Raw genomic sequence first — 24,124 nt, forward strand, 5'->3', positions numbered from 1 at the left:
GAAACGTCGCCGCCGCGGCCCACTGCCAGGAAAATCCCTTTCGTTCGAGGAACTTAGCTCTTGGGGATGTTACGGAACAGGTCATGAAAGAATTGAAACCGCAATCGGCCAAGGCCCCAGCAAGAGGCGGCCTCAACGCAGAGATCCAGTCCCGGATCGGGCATCAGCTCAGAGCCATGTACGACGAGGTGGTCCGCCAAGGGGTCCCCGATCGTTTCGCGGAGTTGATCCGGAAACTCGATACCGTCGAATCAGATTTGGTGGCCAAAACCGATAGGAGGGACTGATGCCCCTCACCAATCAGCTCCGTGACGACATGCTCGGTTGCGTGCCGAGCCTCCGCGCCTTCGCCATGTCCTTGTGCGGCAATAGCGACCGCGCCGATGACCTTGTGCAAGAAACCCTGCTCCGTGCGCTGGCGAACATCGATTCTTTCCAGCCGGGGTCGAACATGCCGGCATGGCTGTTCACGATCTTGCGCAACCTGTTCCGATCCGATTACCGCAAGCGGCGGCGCGAGGTCGAAGATGCGGATGGCAACTACGCCAAGACCCTGAAGTCGCAACCAGGCCAGAGCCCGCACCTGGAATTCGAAGAATTCCGGGCAGCCCTGGAGAAACTGCCGCAGGACCAGAAGGAAGCCCTCATTCTGGTCGGCGCCTCCGGCTTCTCCTACGAGGATGCCGCCGCGATCTGCGGCTGCGCCGTCGGCACCATCAAGAGCCGGGTGAACCGTGCCCGCTCGAAACTGAGCAACCTGCTCTATGTCGAGGGCACCGATGATTTCGGCCCCGACAATACGGTGCGCGCGGTCATCGGGGGCGGCAGCCGATAGGCGACGCCTGATCCATCGACTGACTTCAACACCACAAGACGGCCACCGCGAGGTGGCCGTCTTCCTGAAGTTTTGAGTAATGCCAGGCAGCGGGGCCGCGACGTCGCCGATCAGCTCAGCCCTGTCTGCGCCTGGCGGCATCCACCGGAGCAGCAAGACGATCGGTCCGATCGAGCTCGGCCTGATCGACCACGGTTTCCATCGGTGCGGTCAGTTCATAAACGTAACTGACATCTGTGAAGTAGCGCTTGGACGCGCCGCCCAGCGCTTCGGGGGCCACGCGGTCGAGCAGGATGACGCCGAAATCGCTGTCCGGGCGGCGGGTGGCTGCACTGGTATTGAACTCTTCCCAGCGAAAGTCGAAAATCGCATCCCGGCCCTCACCCATCACATGCCATTGCGCCGAGATGTTGGGATGCTTGCCGACCAGCGACAACCCTTCGTCGGCATGCGAGGCGAGCTCGAAAAACAGCAATGACAAACTCTGTGCCGCGCGGGGACTGACGACGATGTCGGGCCCGCTGACGGCGATGCGCTCCGCATGGGGAATGGCGCGGGACTCCAACAGGCCGCGGAGCTTGACGCCCTGCCACTGGCTGTCGCTGAGCAGCGACACGACGTTGGACATGGCGTGGATGCGGCCGATCAGCAGGTCGCGGGCGCTGTCGACGTCGGAGCCGTGGCGCAACGTCCGGGTGATGATCGACTGGATCACCGCCAGGATGTTCTTCACACGATGGTTGAGTTCGCCGATCACCGCGGTGAGGCGGTTCTCGAAACCGATCCGCACTTCGATTTCCCGGCTCAGCCGCACGTTGTTGTACACGACATAACCGAACAGCCCGCAGATGATGCTGGTCAGCGCCACGCCGATGATGGCGACAATGGCAGCCAGCTCCTGCGCACGCGCCTGGACGTTGGTCTTTGCGTAATAGCCGAGCGTCCAGTCCTTGCCGCCGAACGAGACGTTGCGCAGCATCAGTTGGCCCGCGGGATCATGGCGCGTCGGCGCAGCGATCACCACCCCCTGCGCATCGACCTTCAACTCCTTGGCCGCGTCACGCGGGTCCCGCAACACCAGTTCGAAAGGGCTCGTCTCCTCATTCGCCAGCATCAAGGGAGCAATGCGGTAGGAGAAGGTAATGAAGCCGCTGAGGGCGTTGGTACCCTCCTGCATGACCGGCGCCACCAGCACCACCCCGACAGGGCCATTGGTCCGCATCAGCACCAGCGGATCGGAGCACAACGGCTTGCCTTCCTCGGCCGCCCGGGCAAGCAGCGGCCCCAGCACCGGATGCACGTCGAACGAGCGGCCCGGGAAGCTCAAGGTTTCCTCGTTGCGCGGCTCGACATCCATCAGAACGTCGATCGGCTGGCTGATCGCGGCGATATTGAGCACCTGGTCCTCGCCGTCCCGAATTCGCGGGCGGGTGAAACCGGCGGCCGCGAGCTGCTTCTCGGCGTTCACCAGCCCCGCCGGGGGAATCCTGGCCACCCAGCTCGCAACCAGAAAATCGGTCTTGAACGCATAGATCGAGGAACGCAGCGGCTCCAGCACGTTGCCCTGCAGCAAAGCCGGACGGCGCAGGAGGCCGACGATGATCCGGGTCAGCAGCTCACGTTCGCTCAGACGATCCTGCACCAGACGGGCATGGATATCCACGGCCCGCTCCAGCGCTGCACCATCAAGAGATATTTCCTGATGGTAGACGCGATACGACACCAGCCCGGAGATCGTGACCCCGATCAGCGCGATCAATCCGATGAGAAATCCAAGCCGAAACACTGCTCTACCCGGGCCAACGGAGCCGGATCAAAGCAAAAGCCTCGCATCGAGGCAACCTGCGGCGGGCGCCAGCATCCATCATCGAACCACAACACCAGCACGCCTGCACCGCACGCTCGGGGCCTTGGCGAACACGATCATCAAGCTGAGGATATCAAAGCGCATGCTGCGTTTTCGTTCCATTCCAGATCTGAACTTCTTTGCGGTTAACGCCGGCTCAGCCAAGCTCGGGAAGGCGTTGTGGCCATGCGCTCGCCCCGTTTCGAACGAAATTGCCAAGACAATGGCGTGATACCGGAATGGACAGCATCGGGATAGCGAGAGCTCTGCATGGTTCGAAAATACTCGCTGGTGAAACATCTGCTGCCCGCCGGCCTTCGCGTGCTGGCGATGGAGGACGAAGCCCTGATTGCGCTCGACCTCCAGGAGATGCTGCTCGGATCCGGCGCCAGCGACGTCATCGTTGCGCGCGGTCTCGACGACGTCGAACGCGCCCTGGCCGACCACCCGGACATCGACGTCGCCATCATCAACCTGAACCCGGGAGTCCGGGCGGAAGCCGACCTGCTGGCGGCGAAGGCCGTCCAGGCCCTCGGCATTCCATTCCTGTTCGCCACCGGCAGCCCTGGCCGCCATGCAGCGGGAGCACTCTGCGACGCGGTTTTCGTCAACAAGCCCTATACCCGCGACATCATCGTTTCCGCCGTGATGGACGTGCTCGAGCGCGCCAGCACAGCCGCCTGACGGCTGTCCTTGTAAAGGAAAGAGCTCGCGGCGAAAGGAGAAGCCCTGTCGGYGGACAGGGTCAGACCGACATCCCGCCTATCAGATGGCGGCGAGCACCAGGCCCAGAACCATCATGGCGATCCCGGTCAGGGTCAGGCCAAGAAAGGCTCCGCTGTAGTCCTTGGCGTCTGCTTTATGAATTTTGCTCATGACCACACAACGGAAAGGCCTCCATTCCGTTCCGCAGAATCCGCAATCATGCTTGGTGCAGGCCGTGGCAAACGGACACGCCCGCCCCTGTCCGCCTCGCGCTCAGCGGCGCAAGCCGCCTTTGGTCTCGATGAAACGGACAATCCGGTCGAGCCCCTGGCTCTGCTTCAGGTTGGTCATGACGAAGGGCCGTTCGCCGCGCATCCGCCGGGCATCGACCTCCATCTTCTCCAGCGAGGCCCCGACATGCGGGGCCAGATCGATCTTGTTGATGACCAGCAGATCCGAGCGGGTGATGCCCGGCCCCCCCTTTGACGGGATCTTGTCGCCGGCGGCGACGTCAATGACATAGATCGTGAGGTCGGCGAGCTCCGGAGAAAAGGTCGCAGCCAGGTTGTCACCACCCGACTCGATCAAAACCAGGTCCAGCCCCGGAAACTTGGCCCGCATGTCGGCCACCGCCGCAAGGTTCATCGAGGCGTCCTCGCGGATCGCCGTATGCGGGCAGCCACCGGTTTCCACACCAGCGATGCGATCCGGCGTCAACGAGCCCGCCCGCACCAGAAATTCAGCATCCCATTTGGTGTAGATGTCGTTGGTGATCGCCGCGAGATCATAGCTCTCGCGCATGGTCTTGCAGAGCAGGTCCATGAGAGCCGTCTTGCCCGAACCGACTGGACCACCGATGCCGACGCGAAGAGGGCCGTTAAAGGAGGGCATATCACTATCCTGTTGATTTTATGGAGGGAAAAGCGCGGTCGGCAATGATCCTCGCACCAGACGATATGTCGACACAACGGCGGGAGGCAGGCGGCGTCATGAGCGGAACAATCGAGTGTACTGCGTCTCATGGCGCAGGCTGGCGAGATCGGCCCGGAAGGTCGCGCTGCCGATCTCCTCGAGCGATGCGACGAGCGCCCGAGCGCCCGTCGTCGTGACCACCGGTTCGAGCGCGACCAGGGCGCGCTGGCTGTCGGTCTGGCCGAGCGGAACGAGGCGCGCCGCTGCCGAGATCCAGTTCGCGGTCAGCGCATGCAGGAAGGCGTGCAGGAGCATTGGCAGCTCGATCCGGTGTGCCGCACCGACCATGCCGACCGCGACCGGATAGACAACGGGTTCCGTCCATCCCTCCAACAGCTGCACAAGGGGGCTGCAGGTCCACGCAGTCCGTGCGATCTCGATGAACGCACGCCCCTGTGTGGTGGTTTCGAGCTGCCGCTCGCGCGAGGGCACGAACGCGGCGGCGAGTTCGGCAACCTCGCGGAGCCCCTGTCGATCCTCGGCCAGGGCATGGCGGTGGGTGTGCGCAAGGAACACGGCATCACAGAACCCGGCTCCCTCACTCAGCATCGCAGCCAGCCAGTCCTGCAGGGTGGCGACGTTGACGATATCCCCGGCCTCGACGGCCCATTCGAGTCCGCTGGAGTAGGAGAACGCCCCGACCGGAAAGGCTGGAGACAACCAGGTCATCAGCCGGTAGAGCGCCGCGTGCGCGTCGGCCGCGTCCGCCCGCACGATATCCATGCGGCGCGGATCCGCATCGTCCTCAGCCGGAGTGACCATGAGCATGGCTGTGGTCGTGGCAGTGATCATGGCTGCAATGGTCGTCGTGGTGACCCGGGCCATGATGGTGGTGATCGTGATCATGGCCGGCATGGTCATGCCCGCCGGAATAGGCTCCGCCTTCCGGATCGAACGGCGCCTCGATCTCGAGGGTGCGCGCGCCGAGCCCGCGCACCATCTCCTCGATGACATGGTCCTTGCGGATGCGCAGGCCGCGGCTGACGATCTGCGTCGGCAAATGGCGGTTGCCGAGATGCCAGGCGATCCGCACGAGATGCTGCGGATCGCTTCCCCGGATCTCGATCAGTGGCTCCGGAGCCGCCACCACTTCGATAAGCCGGCCGTCCTCGAGCAGGAGGCCGTCGCCGCTGCGCAGCGCCACGGCCTCCTCGAGATCGAGCAGGAAATCGAGCCCGCGCGTGCCGCTCATCGCCATGCGCCGGCGATGACGATCGTCGAAATCCAGCACCACGGTATCGGCGGGCTGGGCCGTCCAGTGACCGGGGGACAGAACTCTGACAGCGCGGATCATGCTCATCTCACAGGGTCTCGACTTTGCCGTCGCTGATGATCTCGATCACCGTCGGCGCGGCCTTGAAGTCGGCGGACAGCTTGCGCCAGACCTTCATATGCTCGGACCGCGCGTGGGCGTTGAGCGCCTCGCGGCTCTCCCAGCGCTCCACGAACACAAACCGGTTGGGATCGTGAATGCTGGTGTGGCTCTCGTAGGCGATGCAGCCGGCTTCCTGGCGAGTCGCGGCGATACAGTCCTTGGCCCCCGCGATATAGGCGTCGCGATGTTCGGGCTTCACGTCGGTGGTGGCGATGACAAAGATCATGACAGGCTCCGGCGTCAGCGCACGTCGACTTTGGCGGGCGTGATGACTTCGATGCGCGGCGGCGCGGTCACGCCAGCGGCAACGACCCGGCCGAAGGCGCGCATGTGGTCGCTCTTGCCGTGCGGTCCCAGCGCTTCGGCCGTCTCCCACTGCTCGACGAACACGAGCTTGGCCGGATCGGTCACGCTTTCATGCATGTCATAGGCGATGCAGCCGGTCTCTTTCCGCGTGGCGGCAATACAGGCCTTGGCCGCGGCAATGACTTCGGCACGTGCTTCCGGCTTCACGGTCAATGTGGCAACGACATAGATCACAGGCATCCTCCCGGCTGTTGTTGTGATTGCCGGGCACACTAAAACATGAAGTAGCGCTGCGCCATGGGCAGCACCTCGGCGGGCGCGCATGTCAGCAATTCGCCGTCGGCCCGCACCTCGTAGGTCTCCGGATCGACCTCGATGTTCGGCGTCGCGTCGTTATGAATCATGCTCTTCTTGGAGATGCGGCCGCGGGTGTTTTGCACCGGATAAAGCTCCTTGGCGATGCCAAGCTTCTTGCCAAGGCCGGCGGCAACCGCGGCCTTCGAGGAAAACACCACCGAGGACGCCGTGCGTGCCCGGCCGAAGGCGCCGAACATCAACTGGTAGTGCACTGGCTGCGGCGTCGGGATCGAGGCATTGGGATCGCCCATCGGCGCGGCGACGATCATGCCGCCCTTGATGACGCAGTCGGGCTTGACGCCGAAGAACGCCGGCGACCACAGCACGAGATCGGCGAGCTTGCCCTTTTCCACCGAGCCGATCAGCTTAGACACGCCGTGGGCGATCGCCGGATTGATGGTGTACTTGGCGATGTAGCGGCGAACACGGAAATTGTCGTTGTCCCTGCCCTTGTCCTGCGGCAGCGCGCCGCGCTGCTTCTTCATCTTGTCGGCGGTCTGCCAGGTGCGGATGATCACCTCGCCGAGACGGCCCATCGCCTGGCTGTCCGACGACATCATCGACAGCGCGCCGAGATCGTGGAGGATGTCCTCCGCCGCGATCGTCTCCTTGCGAATGCGGCTCTCGGCGAAGGCGAGATCCTCGGCGATCGACGGATCGAGATGGTGGCACACCATCAGCATGTCCAAATGCTCGTCGATGGTGTTGCGGGTGAACGGCCGCGTCGGGTTGGTCGACGACGGCAGCACGTTCTTGAGGCCCGCGACCTTGATGATGTCGGGGGCGTGGCCGCCACCGGCGCCTTCGGTATGGAAGGCGTGGATAGTGCGGCCCTTGAACGCCTTGATCGTGTCCTCGACGAAGCCCGACTCGTTGAGCGTATCGGAGTGGATCATCACCTGGATGTCGTGATCGTCCGCCACCGACAGGCAGGTATCGATCGCCGCCGGCGTCGTGCCCCAGTCCTCATGCAGCTTGAGCGCACAGGCACCGGCCTTGATCATCTCGACCAGCGCGCCCGGACGCGAGGCGTTGCCCTTGCCGGAAATGCCGAGATTGACGGGAAACGCATCGAACGACTGGATCATCCGCCCGATGTGCCAGGGACCGGGCGTGCAAGTGGTGGCAAAGGTGCCGTGCGACGGCCCCGTGCCGCCGCCGAGCATCGAGGTGACGCCGGACATCAGCGCGTGCTCGATCTGCTGCGGGCAGATGAAATGGATGTGGCTGTCGAAGCCGCCCGCAGTGAGAATCTTGCCCTCGCCGGCGATCACGTCGGTGCCAGGACCGATGACGATGGTCACGCCCGGCTGGATGTCGGGGTTGCCGGCCTTGCCGATCGCGCTGATGTGGCCGTCCTTGATGGCGACGTCGGCCTTGACGATGCCCCAGTGGTCGACGATCAGCGCGTTGGTGATCACCGTATCTGCTGCGCCCTGGCGGTTGGTGACCTGGCTCTGGCCCATGCCGTCGCGGATCACCTTGCCGCCGCCGAATTTCACCTCCTCGCCATAGACGGTGAAATCCTTCTCGACCTCGATGATCAGGTCTGTGTCCGCGAGCCGCACACGGTCGCCGGTGGTCGGGCCAAACATGTCGGCATAGACCGAGCGGGAAATCCTGGTCGCCATCACTGCACTCCAGCCGGCTCTGCGGCGATTGTCATCGATTCACGAGGTCTACAGCTTGCCCATCACGTCGCCGCGGAAGCCGTAGATCGTGCGCTTGCCGTCCAGCGCCACCAGCCTCACCTCGCGGCTCTGGCCCGGCTCGAACCGCACGGCGGTGCCGGCCGCGATATCGAGGCGCATGCCGCGCGCCTTCTTGCGATCGAAGGCCAGCGCCGGATTGGTCTCGAAGAAATGGTAGTGCGAGCCGACCTGGATCGGCCGGTCGCCGGTGTTGGCGACGGTGAGCGTCACGGTCTTGCGGCCGGCATTGAGCTCGATGTCGCCGTCCCTGATGAAGAATTCGCCGGGGATCATGATGCGCCCTCGCAATGGACTGATGGCAACGCAGGAGCAGACAACAGGCGGCATGTCGTGGGCATGGTGGCCTCTCAGCGGATCGGGGCGTGCACGGTCACCAGCTTGGTGCCGTCCGGAAAGGTCGCTTCCACCTGGATGTCGTGGATCATCTCCGGGATGCCGGTCATCACCTGATCGCGGGTCAGCACCTCGGCGCCGGCCTTCATCAGCTCCGCCACGGTGCGGCCGTCGCGCGCGCCCTCCAGAATGAAATCGGAAATGATCGCCACCGCCTCGGGATGGTTGAGCTTGACGCCGCGCTCCAGGCGCCGCCGCGCCACCATCGCCGCCATGGAAATCAGCAGCTTGTCCTTCTCGCGAGGGGAGAGATTCATGAATGGTCCGCTCTGTCCCTGGTCAGTTGCCCGTTCGGCCGCCGCGCATGTCGCATCCCGTCTCCCCCCGCGTCGCAGATCTATTGCAGCCAGAGCCGCGGCAGCGCCGACGGACTGGCGCGATCGAGCACCGCCATCATGTCGGCACGCAGCCGGGCCGCATCTTGTGCACAGAAGCGGGCCATTGCAAAGCCGTTCCAGGCCGACACACCGACCTCACCACCAAAGCGTTCGGCCGCCTTGCGGATGCGCTCCACCAGCGCCTCGTCGCCCGGCACAATCAACGCCGTACCGATAGCCGCGCCGCCGTTCGCCACCGCCGGCCGGGTCAGCTTGGCGCCGATATCGCCATCGAGACGAACGGTTTCCGCAAACACCAGCCGTCCTCCCCGGCGCAACCGCCAGCGATCGGAAAACAAGCCCTGCTGCATCTGCTCACCCATGGCCGTGCGGCCGAAGACCACGATCTCACAAAGCAACAACGAAGCATCCTCGGCGAGATCGAGATCGATCCGGCGCGTGACGCGGGCCCGATCGAACAGGATGGTCTCCTGGGGCAGCCAGGCGAGGTGAGCCTCGGAGGCGACCCGCAGGGCGATGTCGAGGCGCGACTCCGGTCCGGGAGACCGATAGATCTTCTCCGCTGCAGCAGTCGTCACCGTCAGGCGGGCACCTGCGTCGACGTCGATCCGGATGTCGAAACGGTCACCGCTGGCGATACCGCCAGCGGTATTGACGAAGACGGCCGACAATCCCGCGCCCTCCGGTGCCGGAAAGCGGACCCGGAGCGAGCCCTCCTCATGCACCGCGCTGCGCCGCGTGACACCGTCACGGGCCTGGACACTGAACGCCACCGCCCCCACCGCCCGGTTGGCGGCAAAGGTCTCGGCCGCGGCCACCGACAGTTCGCCGTGCATCTCTCACTCCACCTTGGGACATCGCCCGTGCGGGCTGCGCCGGCGCTCAGATCGCCATCGCCCGGCTGAGGGCATCGGGATCGAGGCTCGCCCGGTCGCAGCGAAACGTCACCGTTCCGCGGTCCATCACGGCGAAATGGTCGCCGAGTTCGCAGGCAAAGTCGAGATATTGTTCCACCAGCACGATGGCGATGTTGCCGAGGCTGCGCAGGTATGAGATGGCGCGCCCGATATCCTTGATGATCGAGGGCTGGATGCCTTCGGTCGGCTCATCGAGCAACAGCAGGCGCGGACGCATCACCAGAGCCCGGCCGATGGCAAGCTGCTGCTGCTGGCCGCCGGAGAGATCGCCGCCCCGGCGTCCCAGCATCGAGCGCAGCACCGGAAACAGCGAGAACACGTCATCCGGGATATGCCGCTGGTCGCGCGACAGCGGCGCATAGCCGGTCTTGAGATTTTCCTCGACCGTGAGCAGCGGAAAGATCTCCCGCCCCTGCGGCACGAAGCCGATGCCGCGGCGGGCCCTCTCATAGGGCTTCAGCGCCGTGATGTCGGCGCCGTCGAACGCGATGCGGCCTGCCGAAATCGACTGCTGGCCGACCAGCGCCCGCAGCAGACTGGTCTTGCCGACGCCGTTGCGGCCGAGCACGCAGGTCACCTGCCCCGGCACCGCCGTGACCGACACCCCGCGCAGCGCCTGCGCCGCGCCGTAGAACAGGCTGATGTCCTTGACGTCGAGCGCCCCGGAATTGACCTCGCTGCTCACTTCACACCACCTTCCTGCATGCCACCGGCCGGGCTGGTCGACCGCCTGCTGCACTTCCTCACACCGACCATCACCGTCAGCGGCCCAGATACACTTCAATGACCCGCTCGTTGGACGACACCTGGTCGATCGAGCCTTCCGCCAGCACCGAGCCTTCGTGCAGGCAGGTGACGCGCACGCCGAGGGCCCGCACGAACGTCATGTCGTGCTCGACCACGACGACGGTCTTGTCGCGGTTGATTTCCTTGAGCAGTTCGGCGGTCTGGTGGGTTTCGACGTCGGTCATGCCGGCCACCGGCTCGTCGACCAGCAGCAGCTTGGGGTCCTGCGCCAGCAGCATGCCGATCTCCAGCCACTGCTTCTGGCCGTGGGACAGGCTGCCAGCGAGGCGCGCGCGCGCATCCCCGAGCTTGATGGTTTCGAGCACGCGATCGATGCGCTCGGCCTCGTCCGGCGCCTGACGCCAGAACAGCGTGCTGCGCACCCGATGATCGGTGTTGAGCGCGAGCAGCAGGTTGTCCTCGACGGTATGGCTCTCGAACACCGTCGGCTTCTGGAACTTGCGTCCGATGCCGAGTTCGGCGATCTCGGTCTCGTCGAGGCGCGTCAGGTCGACCGTGCCGTCGAACAGCACATCGCCCTCGTCCGGCTTGGTCTTGCCGGTGATAATGTCCATCATCGTGGTCTTGCCGGCGCCATTCGGGCCGATGATCGCCCGCATCTCGCCGGGCGCGATGGTCAGCGACAGGTTGTTGATGGCGTGGAAACCGTCGAACGAGACGTGGACCCCGTCGAGGTAGAGAAGCGCCGAGGTGGCGCGGCTATCGGGCACGATCATGTTTCACTCCGCCAGACGGGGGTTGCTGATGCCGTCCTCGCGCGCGGCGCTGGCGGCGGCCTCGGCGGCGGCACGGCGGGCCTGCCCGGCCTCCCACCACCCCTGCACGGTCCCGACAATGCCCTTGGGCAGCAGCAGCGTCACCAGGATGAACAGCGCACCGAGCATGAACAGCCAGTACGGCGCCAGCAGACCGGACGTGAAAAAGGTCTTGGCGTAGTTGACGAGCACCGCGCCGATCGCCGCGCCGATCAGCGTGCCGCGGCCGCCGACGGCGACCCAGATCACCGCCTCGATGGAATTGCCTGGCGCGAACTCGCTGGGATTGATGATGCCGACCTGCGGCACGTAGAGCGCGCCGGCGACGCCCGCCATGCAGGCCGACAGGGTGAAGACGAACAGCTTGTAGGATTCGACGCGATAGCCGAGAAAGCGCGTGCGGGACTCCGCATCGCGCACTGCGATCAGCACCTTGCCGAGCTTGGAGGTCACGACCGCCCGGCAGATCACGAAGCCGAGCATCAGCGCGGCACAGGACAGCATGAACAGCACTGCGCGGGTGCCCTGCGCCTGGACATTGAAGCCGAGGATGTCCTTGAAATCGGTCAGGCCGTTGTTGCCGCCGAAGCCGAAATCGTTGCGAAAGAACGCCAGCAGCAGCGCATAGGTCATGGCCTGGGTGATGATCGAGAGATACACACCGGTAACGCGGGAACGGAAAGCGAGCCAGCCGAAGCCAAACGCCAGCACGCCCGGCACCAGCAGCACCATCAGCGCGGCGAACCAGAACATGTCGAAGCCGTACCAGTACCACGGCAGCTTCTGCCAGTTGAGGAACACCATGAAGTCCGGCAGCAGCGGATTGCCATAGACGCCGCGGTTGCCGATCTGACGCATCAGGTACATGCCCATGGCGTAACCGCCGAGCGCAAAGAACGCGCCGTGGCCGAGCGAGAGAATGCCGCAATATCCCCAGATCAGGTCGATGGAGAGCGCAAGCAGTGCGTAGCAGATGTACTTGCCGAACAGCGAGATCAGGTAGGTCGGCACCTGCAGCGGCGATGTCTCCGGCAGCAGCAGGTTGGACAGCGGCAAGAGGATGCCGATTGCCGCGACGACCAGCAGGAACACGGTCGCGCCGCGATTGAGGGTCCGGGTGAGGAAATGCGGCGTCATGCTTCCACCGACCGGCCCTTGAGCGCGAACAGGCCACGCGGCCGCTTCTGGATGAACAGGATGATCAGCACCAGGATCGCGATCTTGCCGAGCACCGCGCCGGCCACCGGCTCGAGGAACTTGTTGGCGATGCCGAGGGTCAGCGCGCCGACCAGCGTGCCCCACAGATTGCCGACGCCGCCGAACACCACCACCATGAAGGAATCGATGATGTAGCTCTGGCCGAGATTGGGGCTGACATTGTCGATCTGCGACAGCGCCACGCCCGCGATCCCCGCGATGCCCGAGCCCAGCCCGAAAGTCAGTGCGTCGACCCGCGAGGTGGCGATGCCCATCGACGCCGCCATGCGGCGGTTCTGGGTGACGGCGCGCATCTCCAGGCCCAGGCTGGTGTAGCGCAACATGGCGAGCAGGATCGCGAACACGGCGAGGGTGAAGCAGACGATCCACAGGCGGTTGTAGGTGATGGTAAGCTGGCCGATCTCGAATGCGCCGCTCATCCAGGACGGGTTGCCGACTTCGCGGTTGGTCGGGCCGAACATGGTGCGCACCGCCTGCTGCAGCACCAGCGAGATACCCCAGGTGGCGAGCAGCGTCTCCAGCGCTCGCCCGTAGAGGAAGCGGATGATGGTGCGTTCGATCACCACGCCGATCAGGCCGGCGACCAGGAACGCCAGCGGCACCGCGATCAGCAGCGAGTAATCGAACAGCGCCGGATAGCGGGTACGGATCAGCTCCTGCACCACGAACGTGACATAGGCGCCGATCATCACCATCTCGCCATGGGCCATGTTGATGACGCCCATCACGCCGAAGGTGATGGCAAGGCCGATCGCCGCGAGCAGCAGCACCGATCCCAGCGACACGCCGTACCAGGCATTCTGCACCGCCGACCAGATCGCCAGGCTGTTCTGGATCGAGCCGATGGCGCTCGCCGCCGAACGCTGCACCCCGGGTAATGTATCGGACGGCAGGCCGGACAACAGCGCCAGCGCTTCCTGGTCACCACGATTGCGCACGGTGGCCACCGCTTCGATCTTGTCGGCTTCGCTGGCGTCCGGCTTGAACAGCAGGATCGCGGCGCGCGCCGACGCAAACGCGCGCTTCGCGGCGCTGTTGGTTTCCTTCTGCAGCGCGCTCTCGATGGCCGGCAGGTCGTTTGCGTCATGGGTCTTGAACACCGACTGCGCGGCGAGGATGCGCTTGGCCGGATCGGGCGACTGCAGTGTCAGGCTCGAGATCGCGGCCTCCACCGATCGGCGCAGGCGGTTGTTGAGGCGCACCGCGCCGAGGCCCGCCGCATCGACGCCGGCCGCCGCCGTACCGGTGGCCGCATCGACCAGGGCGCCGTCCGGCTGCCTGATGTAGACTTTCCTGTCCTGCCCGTTGGCGAGCAGGCGACCTTCCTGCAGCGCGCTGATGATCGGGTAGGCGCGCGGATGGCCGCTGGCGACAAGCGCGCCGATGGCCTCGTCGGTGTCAGAAAATGAATCGTTGGCGAACTGGCTGATCGCGTCCTCGAACGGTCCCGCCGAAGCCGGCGGCGCGAAGAGAAGAAAGGAGGCGGCGATCAGCGCCAGCGCAAGGAGCGGCGCACCGCAGCGGGAAATGAAATTGGCAAACACGTCACAACCCCGGCAGAGGTAAGGATTACGGAAGGCGGCGACCGTCGCCGCCTTCCGCAAGTCATGGGAGGATGAAGATCAGGAGCCCTGACCACCGCACTTGTTGGTCTTGGTGTTCCAGTTGCCGCACTTCTTGCCGACCCAGTCGCCGACCAGATCCTTGGAGCCGTCGAGCTCCTTCGACCAGGCATCGCCTGGGACGAGGCCGGGCGTCTTCCACACCACGTCGAACTGGCCATCGGCCTTGATCTCGCCGATGAACACCGGCTTGGTGATGTGGTGGTTCGGCAGCATCTCGGATTCGCCGCCGGTCAGGTTGGCCTGCTTGATGCCGGGCAGCGCGTCGATGACCTTGTCCGGATCGGTGGACTTCGCCTTCTCCACCGCCTTCACCCACATATTGAAGCCGATGTAGTGCGCTTCCATCGGATCGTTGGTGACGCGCTTCGGATTCTTGGTGAACGCCTGCCACTCCTTGATGAACTTCTCGTTCGCGGGCGTCTTGATCGACTCGAAATAGTTCCAGGCAGCGAGATGGCCGAGCAGCGGCTTGGTGTCGATGCCGGCGAGCTCTTCCTCGCCCACCGAGAACGCGACCACTGGAATGTCGGTCGCCTTGATGCCCTGGTTGCCGAGCTCCTTGTAGAACGGCACGTTGGCGTCGCCGTTGATGGTCGAGACCACTGCGGTCTTCTTGCCGGCCGAGCCGAATTTCTTGATGTCGGCGACGATCGTCTGCCAGTCGGAATGACCGAACGGCGTATAGTTGATCATGATATCGTCCTGGGCCACGCCTTTCGACTTCAGATAGGCTTCCAGGATCTTGTTGGTGGTGCGCGGATAGACGTAGTCGGTGCCGGCGAGCACCCAGCGCTTCACCTTCTCTTCCTTCATCAGGTAGTCGACCGCCGGGATCGCCTGCTGGTTCGGCGCGGCGCCGGTGTAGAACACGTTGCGCTCGCTCTCCTCACCCTCATACTGGACGGGATAGAACAGGATCGAGTTCAGCTCCTTGAACACCGGCAGCACCGACTTGCGCGACACCGAGGTCCAGCAGCCGAACACCACGGCGACCTTGTCCTTGGTGATCAGCTCGCGGGCCTTTTCGGCGAACAACGGCCAGTTGGAGGCCGGATCGACCACCACGGCCTCCAGCTTCTTGCCGAGAACGCCGCCCTTCTTGTTCTGCTCGTCGATCATGAACAGGATGGTGTCTTTCAGCGTGGTCTCGCTGATCGCCATCGTGCCGGACAGCGAATGCAGGACACCGACCTTGATGGTGTCCTCAGCGGCCTGGGCCGCGCCGAAGGTCGAAAGACCGAGGGCAACGCCCGCGGTCGCCGCCAGAACCTTGCGGCGGCTGAACGGCCGCCCGAGGGCCGTGGTCAATTGAGTAAACATGCGGTGTCATCTCCCTGACGCAGACAAAAAACCCTGCTGAACAGCCTCCGGCTGTCTGCATTGAGGGAATCGCAAGAAGCATGCCACCTCGCACACAACGCATATCTATTTGATAAAACTTACATATTTTATACTTTCACGCTCGGGAACCCGGCACGCTGCCTAAATGACAGACACAAAATGTGACTGCCTAATTTGCAGATAGATCATTTTGTGTGCAGAAATCGATTGCTGGCTAATTTCTTGGCACAGCCTGCAGGCGACAGCCCAGCGCAACGGATGCGACACCACAATCCGCCAATCCCCGCAATTCATCTTGAAAGCGCCGCCTTCGTGGCTCATATAACCGCCGCGACCTTGAATCGTATCGTCAGGTCTTGCGGGCTGCGTGTTCGGATCTGTTGTCGTATTGTCTGCAACGGTATCCGGCTTGCCTTTTTCACCTAACCCAACTGACGCCCCAGACACGCGGGTGTCCCACGATACCCGCCCGCACCAGGCGTTTGGCCTGCTGCGCGCACTGACTCGTAAGAAAGATCCACTTTGACCTCTTTTCAGGATTTCGGCCTTGCCGATCCCATCGCGCGTGCTCTGAACGAAGAAAACTACGTCACGCCCACGCCCATCCAGGCACAAACCATCCCTCTCGCACTAACCGGCCGTGACGTGGTCGGCATCGCCCAGACCGGCACCGGCAAGACCGCCTCCTTCGCGCTGCCGATCCTCCACCGCCTGCTCGAGAGCCGCATCCGTCCGCAGCCCAAGCACTGCCGCGTCCTGGTGTTGAGTCCGACGCGCGAGCTGTCCGGGCAGATCCTCGACAGCTTCAATGCCTACGGCCGGCACCTGCGCATCTCGGCCGCCCTCGCCATCGGCGGCGTGCCGATGGGCCGCCAGGTCCGCGCCCTGATGCAGGGCGTCGAGATCCTGGTCGCCACCCCGGGCCGCCTGCTCGACCTCGTCCAGGGCAACGCCCTGAAGCTCAGCCAGGTCGAATTCCTGGTGCTCGACGAAGCCGACCGCATGCTCGACATGGGCTTCATCAACGACATCCGTAAAATCGTCGCCAAGCTCCCGATCAAGCGGCAGACGCTGTTCTTCTCGGCCACCATGCCCAAGGACATCGCCGAGCTCGCCGACAGCATGCTGCGCGACCCGGCACGGGTGGCGGTGACACCGGTGTCCTCGACCGCCGAGCGGATCGCCCAGCGCATCATCCAGCTCGACCATTCTGCCAAACCGGCGGTGCTGGCCGAAATCCTCAAGCAGGAGCAGATCAACCGGGCGCTGGTGTTCACCCGCACCAAGCATGGCGCCGACAAGGTGGTGAAGGTGCTGGCCAAGGCCGGCATCGCCGCCAACGCCATCCATGGCAACAAGTCCCAGAACCACCGCGAGCGTGTTCTGGCGGCATTCCGCTCCGGCGAGATCCGCACCCTGGTGGCGACCGACATCGCCGCCCGCGGCATCGACGTCGATGGCGTCAGCCATGTGGTCAACTTCGACCTGCCGAACGTGCCGGAAACCTACGTCCACCGCATCGGCCGCACGGCCCGGGCCGGCGCCGAGGGCGTCGCCATCTCGCTGTGCGCCGGCGAGGAGGCCGCCTATCTCCGGGACATCGAGAAGCTGATCCGGGTCAAGCTGCCACGGGAAGACCGCCGCTCGGCCGGCCAGCAGGAGGCCGCGCCTGAGGGCCGCTCCGGCGGCAGGCCGCAGCAGCCGTCCCGCCCCCATCACGCCGCACAGCACCCCAAGCCGGCGCGCGGGGATGCCCCGGCGGCTGCCGGCAAGGGCAAGCGCCGCCGGCGCCGTGGCAACGGCAACGGCCTGGCGGGTTCAGGCGGGCAGCCGGCGAACCGCCACGAACCGTCGCGGTCGCCTCACAGCAGCCCGGGTGAGGGCATCCAGGGCGTGGCCTTCATGCGCCGCGACAGCAATCGCCCCCAGCGCCAGCCACAGCGACAGCACTAACCGTCACTTTCAGAACAATCCGATCCGGAGAATTCCATGGCGAAAGAAGAACTGATCCAGTTTGAGGGGCTCGTCACCGAAATCCTTCCCGACGCCCGCTATCGTGTCCAGCTCGACGCCGGACATGAAATCATTGCCTACACCGCGGGCAAGATGAAGAAAAACCGCATCAAGACCCTGGCCGGGGACCGCGTCACGATCGAGATGTCGCCCTACGACCTGGAAAAGGGCCGGCTCATTTTCCGCCACAAGGACGAGCGTCCGGCCGGCGGCCCGCCCCGCAGCGGCCCGCCGCGCGGCCAGTTCCGCCGCCGTTGACGCTAGCGCGCAACTGAAGCACATTCCGGGTCCCTGCACGTTCCGCGTGCAGGGACCCGCTATATTTAAGGCACTTTGGCAACTTGCAAAAAAATCCCGCACGTCAGGATTGTTTGAAAACCCGTTTTCCCTTATGACTGGGAGTATCGATTTTCGGCTGGACGACATTAGCTATCCACCGGTACAGCCGGGTAACGCTGACGACCCTTCCAAAATTCGATCATAAACGGCTCGTGTTGCCTCGTGTAACGATGAGCACTGACTACACTATCTGAGAAGGGACTACCCCCGTGAGCATGGGCACTGTTAAGTGGTTTAACGCGACCAAAGGTTATGGTTTCATTCAGCCGGACGACGGCGGCAACGATGTGTTCGTTCACATCAGCGCTGTCGAGCGCGCCGGTCTCGGCACTCTCCGCGAAGGCCAGAAGATCAGCTACGAGATCGTCGCTGATCGCCGTTCCGGCAAGTCGTCGGCCGACAATCTTCGCTCGGCAGGCTGATCATCTCGTCGCGCGCGTAAGCCGCAGACGCCAAATCGATCGGGAAAGGCCGCGCCTCTGGCGCGGCCTTTCTCGTTTTGAAAACATAAATGAGAGAAGACAGCCAAAGGCCCTAGCACGCCTGCGAATCCAGCAGCACGCATGCCGACTGCCGCGGCCGCGCGTAGAACTGATCTTTCAGCGAGAAGGCCGACTTGAAGACATAGCTGGTAAACGGCTGGTAGGTGTAGGACACCTCGCTCCAGATCAGGTAGGTCACCTGACCGGTCGTGACCAGTCCGGGGGGCACCGTCACTGTTTGATTCTGCGGACGTCCCGTACCGGTGGTTGACTTGCTCCACTGGACGATTGTCTTGGCTGGCGTCGTCGTTCCATCAATTTTGATCTGGGACACGGTCTGCACCGGCGCTCCGCTGAACGGCATCATCACGTAGCTCGCAGCCGTGAACGAGTTCGTAACATCCGAACTCTTCACCTGCGTGGCCTGCGCGATCAGGTCCGAGATTGTTCGCGCCGTGATCGTCACCTTGCGATCGGCAGCGATGCCGTTGCACAGATCATAGGTGCCGAGAAACACCAGCAGCATGAACGGCAGGATGATGGCGAATTCGACAGCCGACCCGCCACGCATCTCCGCACGAAAGCGCCTTAGCAAAACACGCCCCCCGGCCGACGACATCACCTTTTTGTGCTGCATGGCTCTAACACGGCGTTGAGGAGCCCTGGCCATACGGCTCGTTGCGGAACGCGGCCGAGGACTGCAGCAGGTACTGTCCGCCGGTCATGTTGGCGATGTTGAAGCCGAGGCCTGTGACAAAAAGCTGCCACGGATAGAACGCCCTGACCACCACCACCGACGACGGCGACCCCATGTCGAACTGGAAATCGGTGCGCAGATTGCCGGAGCCGTCGATCGGGCTCTGCGGCTGAACGACCGTCGAAAAGCACGAGTAGCTGCGGATATCGAGCGCCAGCTTGTTCTGGCAATCGAACATGATCGCGAGACGGTTGCAGACCTGCGTCTTGAACTGGGCCTGCGTATAGCCGCCGTTCGGCGCGGTCTGGGCCTGCCCCGTCATGATCAGGCGCGCCGAATCCTGCGTCGCGGTCTCCAGCATCTGGCCCGCAAAGAACACCAGCGCGATCTCGATGATCGCGAACAGCAGCGCGAGAAACCAGGGCGCGATCAGCGCGAACTCGACCGCGGCCGACGCGTGGCGATTGCGTGCGAACCGGCGGATCACGGCGTGGATGGTTGATTTGGACAGGCGTGACGGCAGCATGAAGCCAGTCTCGAAGGCAGCAAGTAGCTACCTCCTCTATAGCGAACACTCATTGTTGAAAGCTTGCGTCCGATCGGGACAATCCGGCAGGGGACATTAACCGACCATTAACCAGTCGTTCCCAGCCGGAAACCCTCTGCTGCGCATTCAATTCTTCGGAGCACCAGATGAGGTGTTGGCTGCAGCCGCCGTCGCGTTACCGGTCGCCTGGTTGCTGAGGGTGCCGGCCTGCTCGAGGGTCGACGTGAAGTAGGTCGCGCCATCCCCGAGCGTGATGCGGCGCTGGCAGATCGGCGTGCAACTATAGGACTCGCGATCGACGCCGCGGTAGACGGTCACGAGGTTCTCAGTGGGGCCCTGAACCTGAATCACCCGGTCGAGTAGCACGGTCCCGTCGCGGTCCAGCGCGATGAAGTTGGTTGCCCCATACCCTTTTCCGGTCACCACCATCATGCCGCCGGCCTGAAGGGTGACGTCCGCAATCAGAGGATTGCCGACGACCAGGGTCGCCACGCGCTCCGGCAACTTGACCAGCTTTGCTTGATCCACCACCACATCGATCTGGTCGCCCGCGTTGCGCGCCAATGCCGCGTGCTGGAACAGCACCAGGCTGACGGCGACCAATGACGATCTGGCAAGAGTGCGCGCACGGCGCAAAGACTTCGTCGACATACTCTACTCCGGGACCTTTACATGCCGGCATAAGCGATACGCAGCGGCGCCGGCGCCCGTCATGGCAAATGTGGCGTTAATTGATGAATGAACTGCAAACAATACTGTGCGACACGCGGCCGCGTCATATCGCATGGCAGCCACATAACCCGCACACCGCTCATCAACGAAAACAGAATCAACGCCTTGCAGTTCATGCTCCGCGATGCTCGTGCAATCATTAAGCCGTCGTTTACCGTCGCGAAGAACTGCCTATTGTACCGCTGTTTCTTCAGTTGAATTAACTACGCCGCAATTACTGCCCCATAAGGTGACGCCATGGTCGCGGCAAGCCCTCGCGCTGCTCACACCAAGATCGGTTTTTGACAGCCACATGCATACATGGAGCTATCTATGAAGAATCTCATTGCTCGTTTCGTCAAGGACGAGTCCGGCGCGACCGCGATCGAATACGGTCTGATCGCTGCCGGCATCTCTCTCGCGATCATCGCGGCGGTGAACACGCTCGGCACCAACCTGAGCGGCAAGTTCAGCACCATCGCAAGCAGCATCGGCGCGTCCGGCAGCTAAGACGGACGGGCGCTTTTCGAGCGTGCCACAAAAGGGCTCCGGGCATCCCCGGAGCCTTTTCTGTTCATCAACTGCACGTGTCTGTTCAACCGCGTTTGGCCGGCCGCGAGCAGGCCCCGGCTTATCGGCAAGGCGATGCGCCCTCAGGATCAGTCTCGCAGCATCATCACGCCACACCGCGATGCCGGCAACGATGCGGCCATGATCGTCTGCATGGCGCTGGTGCTGGCGCTGATCGCATTGGCATGGCGGATTGCCGGCGTGCTCGTCTGATTTCCGTCGCCGAACCACGTCACGCCCGCGTCGTACCCGCGCGTTTTGCGATTGTTCACATATCCGGCCTAAGGTGGCCCGCGACCGCTCAATCTCCAGATGTGAACCGGCATGATCCTCGACCTCGCACGGCTGTGTTTCTTTCCCGCCCTGATGGCATTCGCCGCCGCGAGCGACCTGCTGACCATGACGATCTCGAACCGGGTTTCTGTGCTGCTGATCGCCGGATTCGCGATCCTCGCGGCCTGGGGCGGCATGTCCGGCCACGATCTGCTGATGCATGGCGCGGCGGGACTGACGGTGTTGGCCGCCGGCTTCGCCTGCTTCGCCATGGGCTGGATCGGCGGCGGCGATGCCAAGGTCGCATCCGCAGCCGCGCTCTGGCTCGGCTTTTCACACCTGCTTAACTATCTGCTCTACGCTTCGCTGTTCGGTGGCGCGCTCACGTTGCTGCTGCTGCAGTTCCGGCAATGGCCGCTGCCGCACGCTCTCGGCTCGCAGGCCTGGTTGCTGCGGCTTCACGGCAAGGACGCCGACATCCCCTACGGCATCGCCCTTGCCCTGGGGGCGCTGGTGATCTACCCGGAAACATCCTGGGTTGCGGCTGTCGACCTCAGCCGCTTCGTGCTGCCCTGACGGGGTCAGGCAACACCTCGTTAACGTGATTTAGATACGCCTCATTAACCATGCTTTGACCTTTAACTGGTCAAATCCCGGGACAGCGATCGGAAGGTCGCGTGTGTCTTGCGGGAAGTGAAGCGTATGAATACCGCGCGTATTGTCGTCCTGGCCATCTCGGTCGCCGCTGGCGGCCTGGCGATCTACCTTGTCAGCGGCCCTGAGCCCAAGCAGATCGTGCAGGCGCCCCCGGTGCAGCAGATCGAGACCGTCGACGTGCTCGTCGCCAAGTCCGACATCCCGATGGGCCAGACGGTGACCCCCAACGATCTGCAGTGGCAGACGTGGCCGGCCGCAAATGCCAGCAGCAATTTCATCCGCCGCACCGACAAGCCGGACGCCGTCACCCAGCTCGTCGGGTCGATTGCCCGCTCGCCCTTCATCTCGGGCGAACCCATCCGCGAGCTCAAACTGGTCAAGGGGCCGGGATCGGGCATCATGGCGGCGATCCTGCCGTCGGGCATGCGCGCCATCTCGACGGAAATCTCTGCCGAAACGGGCGCCGGCGGCTTCATTCTGCCGAACGACCGCGTCGATGTGATCCTGTCGCGCCGCGAGAAGAATTCCGACCACAACGGCTCCGACGCCGTGGTCTCGGAAATCATTCTCAGCAACATCCGCGTGCTCGCCATCGACCAGACCATCGAAGAAAAGAATGGACAAAAGGTCGTCGTCGGCAAGACCGCGACCCTCGAGCTCAAACCCGAACAGGCGGAATCGCTCGCCAAGGCGCGCCAGACCGGTACGCTGGCGCTGGCGCTGCGCAGCATCGTCGACGCCAATGCACCGCCGACCCAGGCCGAACGCATCCGGGGAAACAGCATCAACGTGGTTCGCTTCGGGGTACCGACGTCCACCACGGTTCAGCGATAATGAAGGGGCGCAGCGAATGACGCGCAATGGAAACCGACGGCGGCTGCAGACCGGAATGGTCCGTGGCCTGTCGTTTGCGGCGGTAGCGGCCTTGACGCTGAACCCCGTCTTGTCCGCGATGGCCGGCGAGGCGCGCGTGCCGGCCATGCCGGCCGCAGCGAGCCAGGCCATTGGGCAGATGAATGCCCGCTTCCTGCCGCTTGGTATCGGCAAGTCGGTCGTCGTCGACCTGCCGCGCGACGTCAAGGATGTGCTGGTCGCCGACCCGAAGATCGCCAATGCCGTGATCCGCTCCGCACAACGCGCCTACATCATCGGCGCGGCGGTCGGCCAGACCAACATCATCTTCTTCGATTCTAACGGTCAGCAGATCTCCGCCTACGATATCGCCGTGACGCGCGACCTCAACGGCGTGCGAGCGGCGCTGCGGCAGGCTTTTCCCAACAGCGACATCCAGATCGAAGGTGTCGGTGACGGCATCCTGCTGAGCGGCAGCGCCAACAGCCCGGCCGACGCCCAGCAGGCTGGCGACATCGCCGGGCGGCTCGCCGGCGACAACGCCAAGGTGGTCAACAACATCGCGGTCCGCGGCCGCGACCAGGTGCTGCTCAAGGTCACCGTCGCCGAAATCCAGCGCAACATCCTCAAGCAGCTCGGCGTCGACCTCAACAACCTGAGCCTCGGCAGCGCGTCGGTGCTCAACTTCAACAATACCAACCCATTCACCGCGAACGGCGCCCCGCTGGTTGCCAACAACGCCATCACCGGCAACTTCCCGTCTGTCAGCGCCACGCTGCGCGCAATGGAAAGCGCCGGCGTCATCCGGACGCTGGCCGAGCCGAACCTGACCGCGATCTCCGGCGAATCGGCGACCTTCGTCGCCGGCGGTGAGTTTCCGATTCCGGCCGGCTATTCCTGCGATCCGACGACGCACGTCTGTACCACGCAGATCAACTTCAAGAAGTTCGGCGTCTCGCTGAACTTCACTCCGCTGGTGCTGTCCGAAGGCCGCATCAGCCTGCGCGTGATGACGGAAGTCTCGGAGCTGTCGAACGACAATTCGATCACCGTCACCCAGCAGCTGTCCTCGACCACCAACAACTCGATCACGATCCCGTCGATCCGCACTCGTCGCGCCGAGACCACACTGGAGATTCCGTCGGGCGGCTCGATGGCTCTCGCGGGCCTGATCCAGGAGCAGACCAAGCAGTCCATCAACGGCTTGCCGGGGATGACCCAACTGCCCGTTCTCGGCGCGCTGTTCCGCAGCCGCGACTACGTCAACCGGCAGACCGAGCTCGCTGTCATCATCACCCCTTACATCGTCCGAGCGGTGGCGCAGAAAGACCTGTCGCGGCCTGACGACGGGTTCGCTGACGCGGCCGACCCGCAGTCGGATCTGCTCGGCAACATCAATCGCATCTACGGCGCCCCGGGCAGGCCCGGGCCGCGCCAGAGCTATCGTGGCAAGTACGGCTTCATCACCGATTGAAACGGGA

Annotated in this window: 30 protein-coding genes; 11 read left to right on the forward strand and 19 right to left on the reverse strand. The window is 63.9% G+C overall.

Annotated features, from left to right (window positions below; genetic code table 11):
• Window positions 1-83 precede the first annotated feature (83 nt).
• Window positions 84-287: a NepR family anti-sigma factor gene (locus AB4Z37_RS24800; RefSeq protein WP_441519412.1), complete on the forward strand. Its 204-nt coding sequence runs from the start codon at window positions 84-86 to the stop codon at window positions 285-287.
• Window positions 287-835, forward strand: coding sequence for a sigma-70 family RNA polymerase sigma factor (locus tag AB4Z37_RS24805; RefSeq protein ID WP_441519413.1), 549 nt, complete (start codon window positions 287-289; stop codon window positions 833-835). The genes AB4Z37_RS24800 and AB4Z37_RS24805 overlap by 1 nt, the downstream gene beginning before the upstream one ends.
• A 115-nt stretch (window positions 836-950) precedes the next feature.
• Here the strand turns inward: AB4Z37_RS24805 and AB4Z37_RS24810 are convergent, their stop codons facing one another.
• Window positions 951-2,621: a CHASE domain-containing protein gene (locus tag AB4Z37_RS24810; RefSeq protein WP_441519414.1), complete on the reverse strand. Its 1,671-nt coding sequence runs from the start codon at window positions 2,619-2,621 to the stop codon at window positions 951-953.
• 330 nt (window positions 2,622-2,951) lie between these two features.
• Between AB4Z37_RS24810 and AB4Z37_RS24815 the strand changes: the two genes are divergently transcribed.
• Window positions 2,952-3,365, forward strand: coding sequence for a hypothetical protein (locus AB4Z37_RS24815; protein WP_441519415.1), 414 nt, complete (start codon window positions 2,952-2,954; stop codon window positions 3,363-3,365).
• Window positions 3,366-3,659: 294 nt separating this feature from the next.
• Here the strand turns inward: AB4Z37_RS24815 and ureG are convergent, their stop codons facing one another.
• The 15 genes from ureG to AB4Z37_RS24890 all read right to left on the reverse strand — a co-directional run bounded on the left by ureG (window position 3,660) and on the right by AB4Z37_RS24890 (window position 15,949).
• Window positions 3,660-4,277, reverse strand: a complete 618-nt coding sequence (gene ureG, locus AB4Z37_RS24820) for an urease accessory protein UreG (protein WP_441519416.1) — start codon at window positions 4,275-4,277, stop codon at window positions 3,660-3,662.
• A gap of 96 nt (window positions 4,278-4,373) precedes the next feature.
• Entirely contained in the window at window positions 4,374-5,081 is a 708-nt protein-coding gene (locus AB4Z37_RS24825) for an urease accessory protein UreF (protein ID WP_441519485.1), read from the reverse strand.
• Between the two features lie 22 nt (window positions 5,082-5,103).
• Window positions 5,104-5,652 carry an urease accessory protein UreE gene (locus tag AB4Z37_RS24830; protein WP_441519417.1) on the reverse strand — a complete coding sequence of 183 codons (549 nt, stop codon included), beginning with the start codon at window positions 5,650-5,652 and terminating at the stop codon, window positions 5,104-5,106.
• A 7-nt stretch (window positions 5,653-5,659) separates the two neighbouring features.
• The gene (locus tag AB4Z37_RS24835) at window positions 5,660-5,959 is read right to left on the reverse strand and encodes a putative quinol monooxygenase (RefSeq protein WP_441519418.1); all 300 of its coding nucleotides are present in this window, start codon (window positions 5,957-5,959) and stop codon (window positions 5,660-5,662) included.
• Between the two features lie 14 nt (window positions 5,960-5,973).
• Window positions 5,974-6,273, reverse strand: coding sequence for a putative quinol monooxygenase (locus AB4Z37_RS24840; RefSeq protein ID WP_441519419.1), 300 nt, complete (start codon window positions 6,271-6,273; stop codon window positions 5,974-5,976).
• 38 nt (window positions 6,274-6,311) lie between these two features.
• Window positions 6,312-8,027 (reverse strand): urease subunit alpha, encoded by a 1,716-nt coding sequence (gene ureC, locus AB4Z37_RS24845; RefSeq protein ID WP_441519420.1) that lies wholly within the window; start codon window positions 8,025-8,027, stop codon window positions 6,312-6,314.
• Between the two features lie 48 nt (window positions 8,028-8,075).
• Window positions 8,076-8,381, reverse strand: a complete 306-nt coding sequence (locus AB4Z37_RS24850; RefSeq protein WP_441519421.1) for an urease subunit beta — start codon at window positions 8,379-8,381, stop codon at window positions 8,076-8,078.
• Between the two features lie 74 nt (window positions 8,382-8,455).
• Window positions 8,456-8,758: an urease subunit gamma gene (locus AB4Z37_RS24855; RefSeq protein ID WP_211966672.1), complete on the reverse strand. Its 303-nt coding sequence runs from the start codon at window positions 8,756-8,758 to the stop codon at window positions 8,456-8,458.
• Window positions 8,759-8,838: 80 nt separating this feature from the next.
• Window positions 8,839-9,675 (reverse strand): urease accessory protein UreD, encoded by an 837-nt coding sequence (locus tag AB4Z37_RS24860; RefSeq protein ID WP_441519422.1) that lies wholly within the window; start codon window positions 9,673-9,675, stop codon window positions 8,839-8,841.
• A gap of 46 nt (window positions 9,676-9,721) precedes the next feature.
• On the reverse strand, window positions 9,722-10,441 hold the full coding sequence (gene urtE / locus AB4Z37_RS24865; protein ID WP_441519423.1) for an urea ABC transporter ATP-binding subunit UrtE: 720 nt from the start codon (window positions 10,439-10,441) through the stop codon (window positions 9,722-9,724).
• A 76-nt stretch (window positions 10,442-10,517) separates the two neighbouring features.
• Window positions 10,518-11,279 (reverse strand): urea ABC transporter ATP-binding protein UrtD, encoded by a 762-nt coding sequence (gene urtD, locus AB4Z37_RS24870; RefSeq protein WP_441519424.1) that lies wholly within the window; start codon window positions 11,277-11,279, stop codon window positions 10,518-10,520.
• Window positions 11,280-11,282: 3 nt separating this feature from the next.
• The gene (gene urtC / locus AB4Z37_RS24875; RefSeq protein WP_441519425.1) at window positions 11,283-12,455 is read right to left on the reverse strand and encodes an urea ABC transporter permease subunit UrtC; all 1,173 of its coding nucleotides are present in this window, start codon (window positions 12,453-12,455) and stop codon (window positions 11,283-11,285) included.
• Window positions 12,452-14,080: an urea ABC transporter permease subunit UrtB gene (gene urtB / locus AB4Z37_RS24880; RefSeq protein WP_441519426.1), complete on the reverse strand. Its 1,629-nt coding sequence runs from the start codon at window positions 14,078-14,080 to the stop codon at window positions 12,452-12,454. Before urtB ends, urtC begins: the two co-directional genes overlap by 4 nt.
• A gap of 78 nt (window positions 14,081-14,158) precedes the next feature.
• Complete coding sequence (gene urtA / locus AB4Z37_RS24885) at window positions 14,159-15,481, reverse strand: urea ABC transporter substrate-binding protein (protein WP_441519427.1); 1,323 nt, start codon at window positions 15,479-15,481, stop codon at window positions 14,159-14,161.
• Between the two features lie 162 nt (window positions 15,482-15,643).
• On the reverse strand, window positions 15,644-15,949 hold the full coding sequence (locus tag AB4Z37_RS24890; RefSeq protein WP_441519428.1) for a hypothetical protein: 306 nt from the start codon (window positions 15,947-15,949) through the stop codon (window positions 15,644-15,646).
• Between the two features lie 75 nt (window positions 15,950-16,024).
• On the opposite strand from AB4Z37_RS24890, the gene AB4Z37_RS24895 reads away from it, so the two are divergent.
• The 3 genes from AB4Z37_RS24895 to AB4Z37_RS24905 all read left to right on the forward strand — a co-directional run bounded on the left by AB4Z37_RS24895 (window position 16,025) and on the right by AB4Z37_RS24905 (window position 18,276).
• A complete protein-coding gene (locus AB4Z37_RS24895) occupies window positions 16,025-17,455 on the forward strand; it encodes a DEAD/DEAH box helicase (RefSeq protein WP_441519429.1) in 1,431 nt (476 codons plus the stop codon).
• Window positions 17,456-17,491: 36 nt separating this feature from the next.
• Window positions 17,492-17,773, forward strand: a complete 282-nt coding sequence (gene infA / locus AB4Z37_RS24900; protein ID WP_211966664.1) for a translation initiation factor IF-1 — start codon at window positions 17,492-17,494, stop codon at window positions 17,771-17,773.
• A gap of 290 nt (window positions 17,774-18,063) precedes the next feature.
• Window positions 18,064-18,276, forward strand: a complete 213-nt coding sequence (locus tag AB4Z37_RS24905) for a cold-shock protein (protein WP_025588297.1) — start codon at window positions 18,064-18,066, stop codon at window positions 18,274-18,276.
• A gap of 112 nt (window positions 18,277-18,388) precedes the next feature.
• Here the strand turns inward: AB4Z37_RS24905 and AB4Z37_RS24910 are convergent, their stop codons facing one another.
• From AB4Z37_RS24910 to AB4Z37_RS24920, 3 genes are all read right to left on the reverse strand, one after another.
• Complete coding sequence (locus tag AB4Z37_RS24910) at window positions 18,389-18,973, reverse strand: TadE/TadG family type IV pilus assembly protein (protein ID WP_441519430.1); 585 nt, start codon at window positions 18,971-18,973, stop codon at window positions 18,389-18,391.
• Window positions 18,974-18,977: 4 nt separating this feature from the next.
• Window positions 18,978-19,559: a TadE/TadG family type IV pilus assembly protein gene (locus AB4Z37_RS24915; RefSeq protein ID WP_441519431.1), complete on the reverse strand. Its 582-nt coding sequence runs from the start codon at window positions 19,557-19,559 to the stop codon at window positions 18,978-18,980.
• Between the two features lie 147 nt (window positions 19,560-19,706).
• Window positions 19,707-20,231, reverse strand: coding sequence for a pilus assembly protein N-terminal domain-containing protein (locus tag AB4Z37_RS24920; protein ID WP_441519432.1), 525 nt, complete (start codon window positions 20,229-20,231; stop codon window positions 19,707-19,709).
• A 393-nt stretch (window positions 20,232-20,624) separates the two neighbouring features.
• Between AB4Z37_RS24920 and AB4Z37_RS24925 the strand changes: the two genes are divergently transcribed.
• The 5 genes from AB4Z37_RS24925 (at window position 20,625) to AB4Z37_RS24945 (ending at window position 24,117) form a co-directional block, all read left to right on the forward strand.
• Window positions 20,625-20,801 (forward strand): Flp family type IVb pilin, encoded by a 177-nt coding sequence (locus AB4Z37_RS24925; RefSeq protein ID WP_441519433.1) that lies wholly within the window; start codon window positions 20,625-20,627, stop codon window positions 20,799-20,801.
• Window positions 20,802-20,936: 135 nt separating this feature from the next.
• Window positions 20,937-21,074: a hypothetical protein gene (locus tag AB4Z37_RS24930; RefSeq protein WP_441519434.1), complete on the forward strand. Its 138-nt coding sequence runs from the start codon at window positions 20,937-20,939 to the stop codon at window positions 21,072-21,074.
• A 111-nt stretch (window positions 21,075-21,185) separates the two neighbouring features.
• On the forward strand, window positions 21,186-21,710 hold the full coding sequence (locus tag AB4Z37_RS24935; protein ID WP_441519435.1) for an A24 family peptidase: 525 nt from the start codon (window positions 21,186-21,188) through the stop codon (window positions 21,708-21,710).
• A gap of 126 nt (window positions 21,711-21,836) precedes the next feature.
• Entirely contained in the window at window positions 21,837-22,625 is a 789-nt protein-coding gene (gene cpaB / locus AB4Z37_RS24940; protein ID WP_441519436.1) for a Flp pilus assembly protein CpaB, read from the forward strand.
• Between the two features lie 16 nt (window positions 22,626-22,641).
• Window positions 22,642-24,117, forward strand: a complete 1,476-nt coding sequence (locus AB4Z37_RS24945; RefSeq protein ID WP_441519437.1) for a type II and III secretion system protein family protein — start codon at window positions 22,642-22,644, stop codon at window positions 24,115-24,117.
• Window positions 24,118-24,124 lie beyond the last annotated feature (7 nt).

This window comes from Bradyrhizobium sp. 2TAF24, assembly GCF_052115025.1.
Lineage (GTDB): Bacteria > Pseudomonadota > Alphaproteobacteria > Rhizobiales > Xanthobacteraceae > Bradyrhizobium_A.

Excerpts from the sequence above, each read along its gene's own strand:
- AB4Z37_RS24800 (WP_441519412.1), top strand. The coding sequence starts at position 84 with ATGAAAGAATTGAAACCGCAATCGGCCAAGGCCCCAGCAAGAGGCGGC.
- AB4Z37_RS24805 (WP_441519413.1), top strand. The coding sequence starts at position 287 with ATGCCCCTCACCAATCAGCTCCGTGACGACATGCTCGGTTGCGTGCCG.
- AB4Z37_RS24815 (WP_441519415.1), top strand. The coding sequence starts at position 2,952 with ATGGTTCGAAAATACTCGCTGGTGAAACATCTGCTGCCCGCCGGCCTT.
- ureG (WP_441519416.1), bottom strand. The coding sequence starts at position 4,277 with ATGCCCTCCTTTAACGGCCCTCTTCGCGTCGGCATCGGTGGTCCAGTC.
- AB4Z37_RS24825 (WP_441519485.1), bottom strand. The coding sequence starts at position 5,081 with ATGGATATCGTGCGGGCGGACGCGGCCGACGCGCACGCGGCGCTCTAC.
- AB4Z37_RS24830 (WP_441519417.1), bottom strand. The coding sequence starts at position 5,652 with ATGATCCGCGCTGTCAGAGTTCTGTCCCCCGGTCACTGGACGGCCCAG.
- AB4Z37_RS24835 (WP_441519418.1), bottom strand. The coding sequence starts at position 5,959 with ATGATCTTTGTCATCGCCACCACCGACGTGAAGCCCGAACATCGCGAC.
- ureC (WP_441519420.1), bottom strand. The coding sequence starts at position 8,027 with ATGGCGACCAGGATTTCCCGCTCGGTCTATGCCGACATGTTTGGCCCG.
- AB4Z37_RS24850 (WP_441519421.1), bottom strand. The coding sequence starts at position 8,381 with ATGATCCCCGGCGAATTCTTCATCAGGGACGGCGACATCGAGCTCAAT.
- AB4Z37_RS24855 (WP_211966672.1), bottom strand. The coding sequence starts at position 8,758 with ATGAATCTCTCCCCTCGCGAGAAGGACAAGCTGCTGATTTCCATGGCG.
- AB4Z37_RS24860 (WP_441519422.1), bottom strand. The coding sequence starts at position 9,675 with ATGCACGGCGAACTGTCGGTGGCCGCGGCCGAGACCTTTGCCGCCAAC.
- urtD (WP_441519424.1), bottom strand. The coding sequence starts at position 11,279 with ATGATCGTGCCCGATAGCCGCGCCACCTCGGCGCTTCTCTACCTCGAC.
- urtC (WP_441519425.1), bottom strand. The coding sequence starts at position 12,455 with ATGACGCCGCATTTCCTCACCCGGACCCTCAATCGCGGCGCGACCGTG.
- urtA (WP_441519427.1), bottom strand. The coding sequence starts at position 15,481 with ATGTTTACTCAATTGACCACGGCCCTCGGGCGGCCGTTCAGCCGCCGC.
- infA (WP_211966664.1), top strand. The coding sequence starts at position 17,492 with ATGGCGAAAGAAGAACTGATCCAGTTTGAGGGGCTCGTCACCGAAATC.
- AB4Z37_RS24910 (WP_441519430.1), bottom strand. The coding sequence starts at position 18,973 with ATGCAGCACAAAAAGGTGATGTCGTCGGCCGGGGGGCGTGTTTTGCTA.
- AB4Z37_RS24915 (WP_441519431.1), bottom strand. The coding sequence starts at position 19,559 with ATGCTGCCGTCACGCCTGTCCAAATCAACCATCCACGCCGTGATCCGC.
- AB4Z37_RS24920 (WP_441519432.1), bottom strand. The coding sequence starts at position 20,231 with ATGTCGACGAAGTCTTTGCGCCGTGCGCGCACTCTTGCCAGATCGTCA.
- AB4Z37_RS24925 (WP_441519433.1), top strand. The coding sequence starts at position 20,625 with ATGAAGAATCTCATTGCTCGTTTCGTCAAGGACGAGTCCGGCGCGACC.
- AB4Z37_RS24930 (WP_441519434.1), top strand. The coding sequence starts at position 20,937 with ATGCGCCCTCAGGATCAGTCTCGCAGCATCATCACGCCACACCGCGAT.
- AB4Z37_RS24935 (WP_441519435.1), top strand. The coding sequence starts at position 21,186 with ATGATCCTCGACCTCGCACGGCTGTGTTTCTTTCCCGCCCTGATGGCA.
- cpaB (WP_441519436.1), top strand. The coding sequence starts at position 21,837 with ATGAATACCGCGCGTATTGTCGTCCTGGCCATCTCGGTCGCCGCTGGC.
- AB4Z37_RS24945 (WP_441519437.1), top strand. The coding sequence starts at position 22,642 with ATGACGCGCAATGGAAACCGACGGCGGCTGCAGACCGGAATGGTCCGT.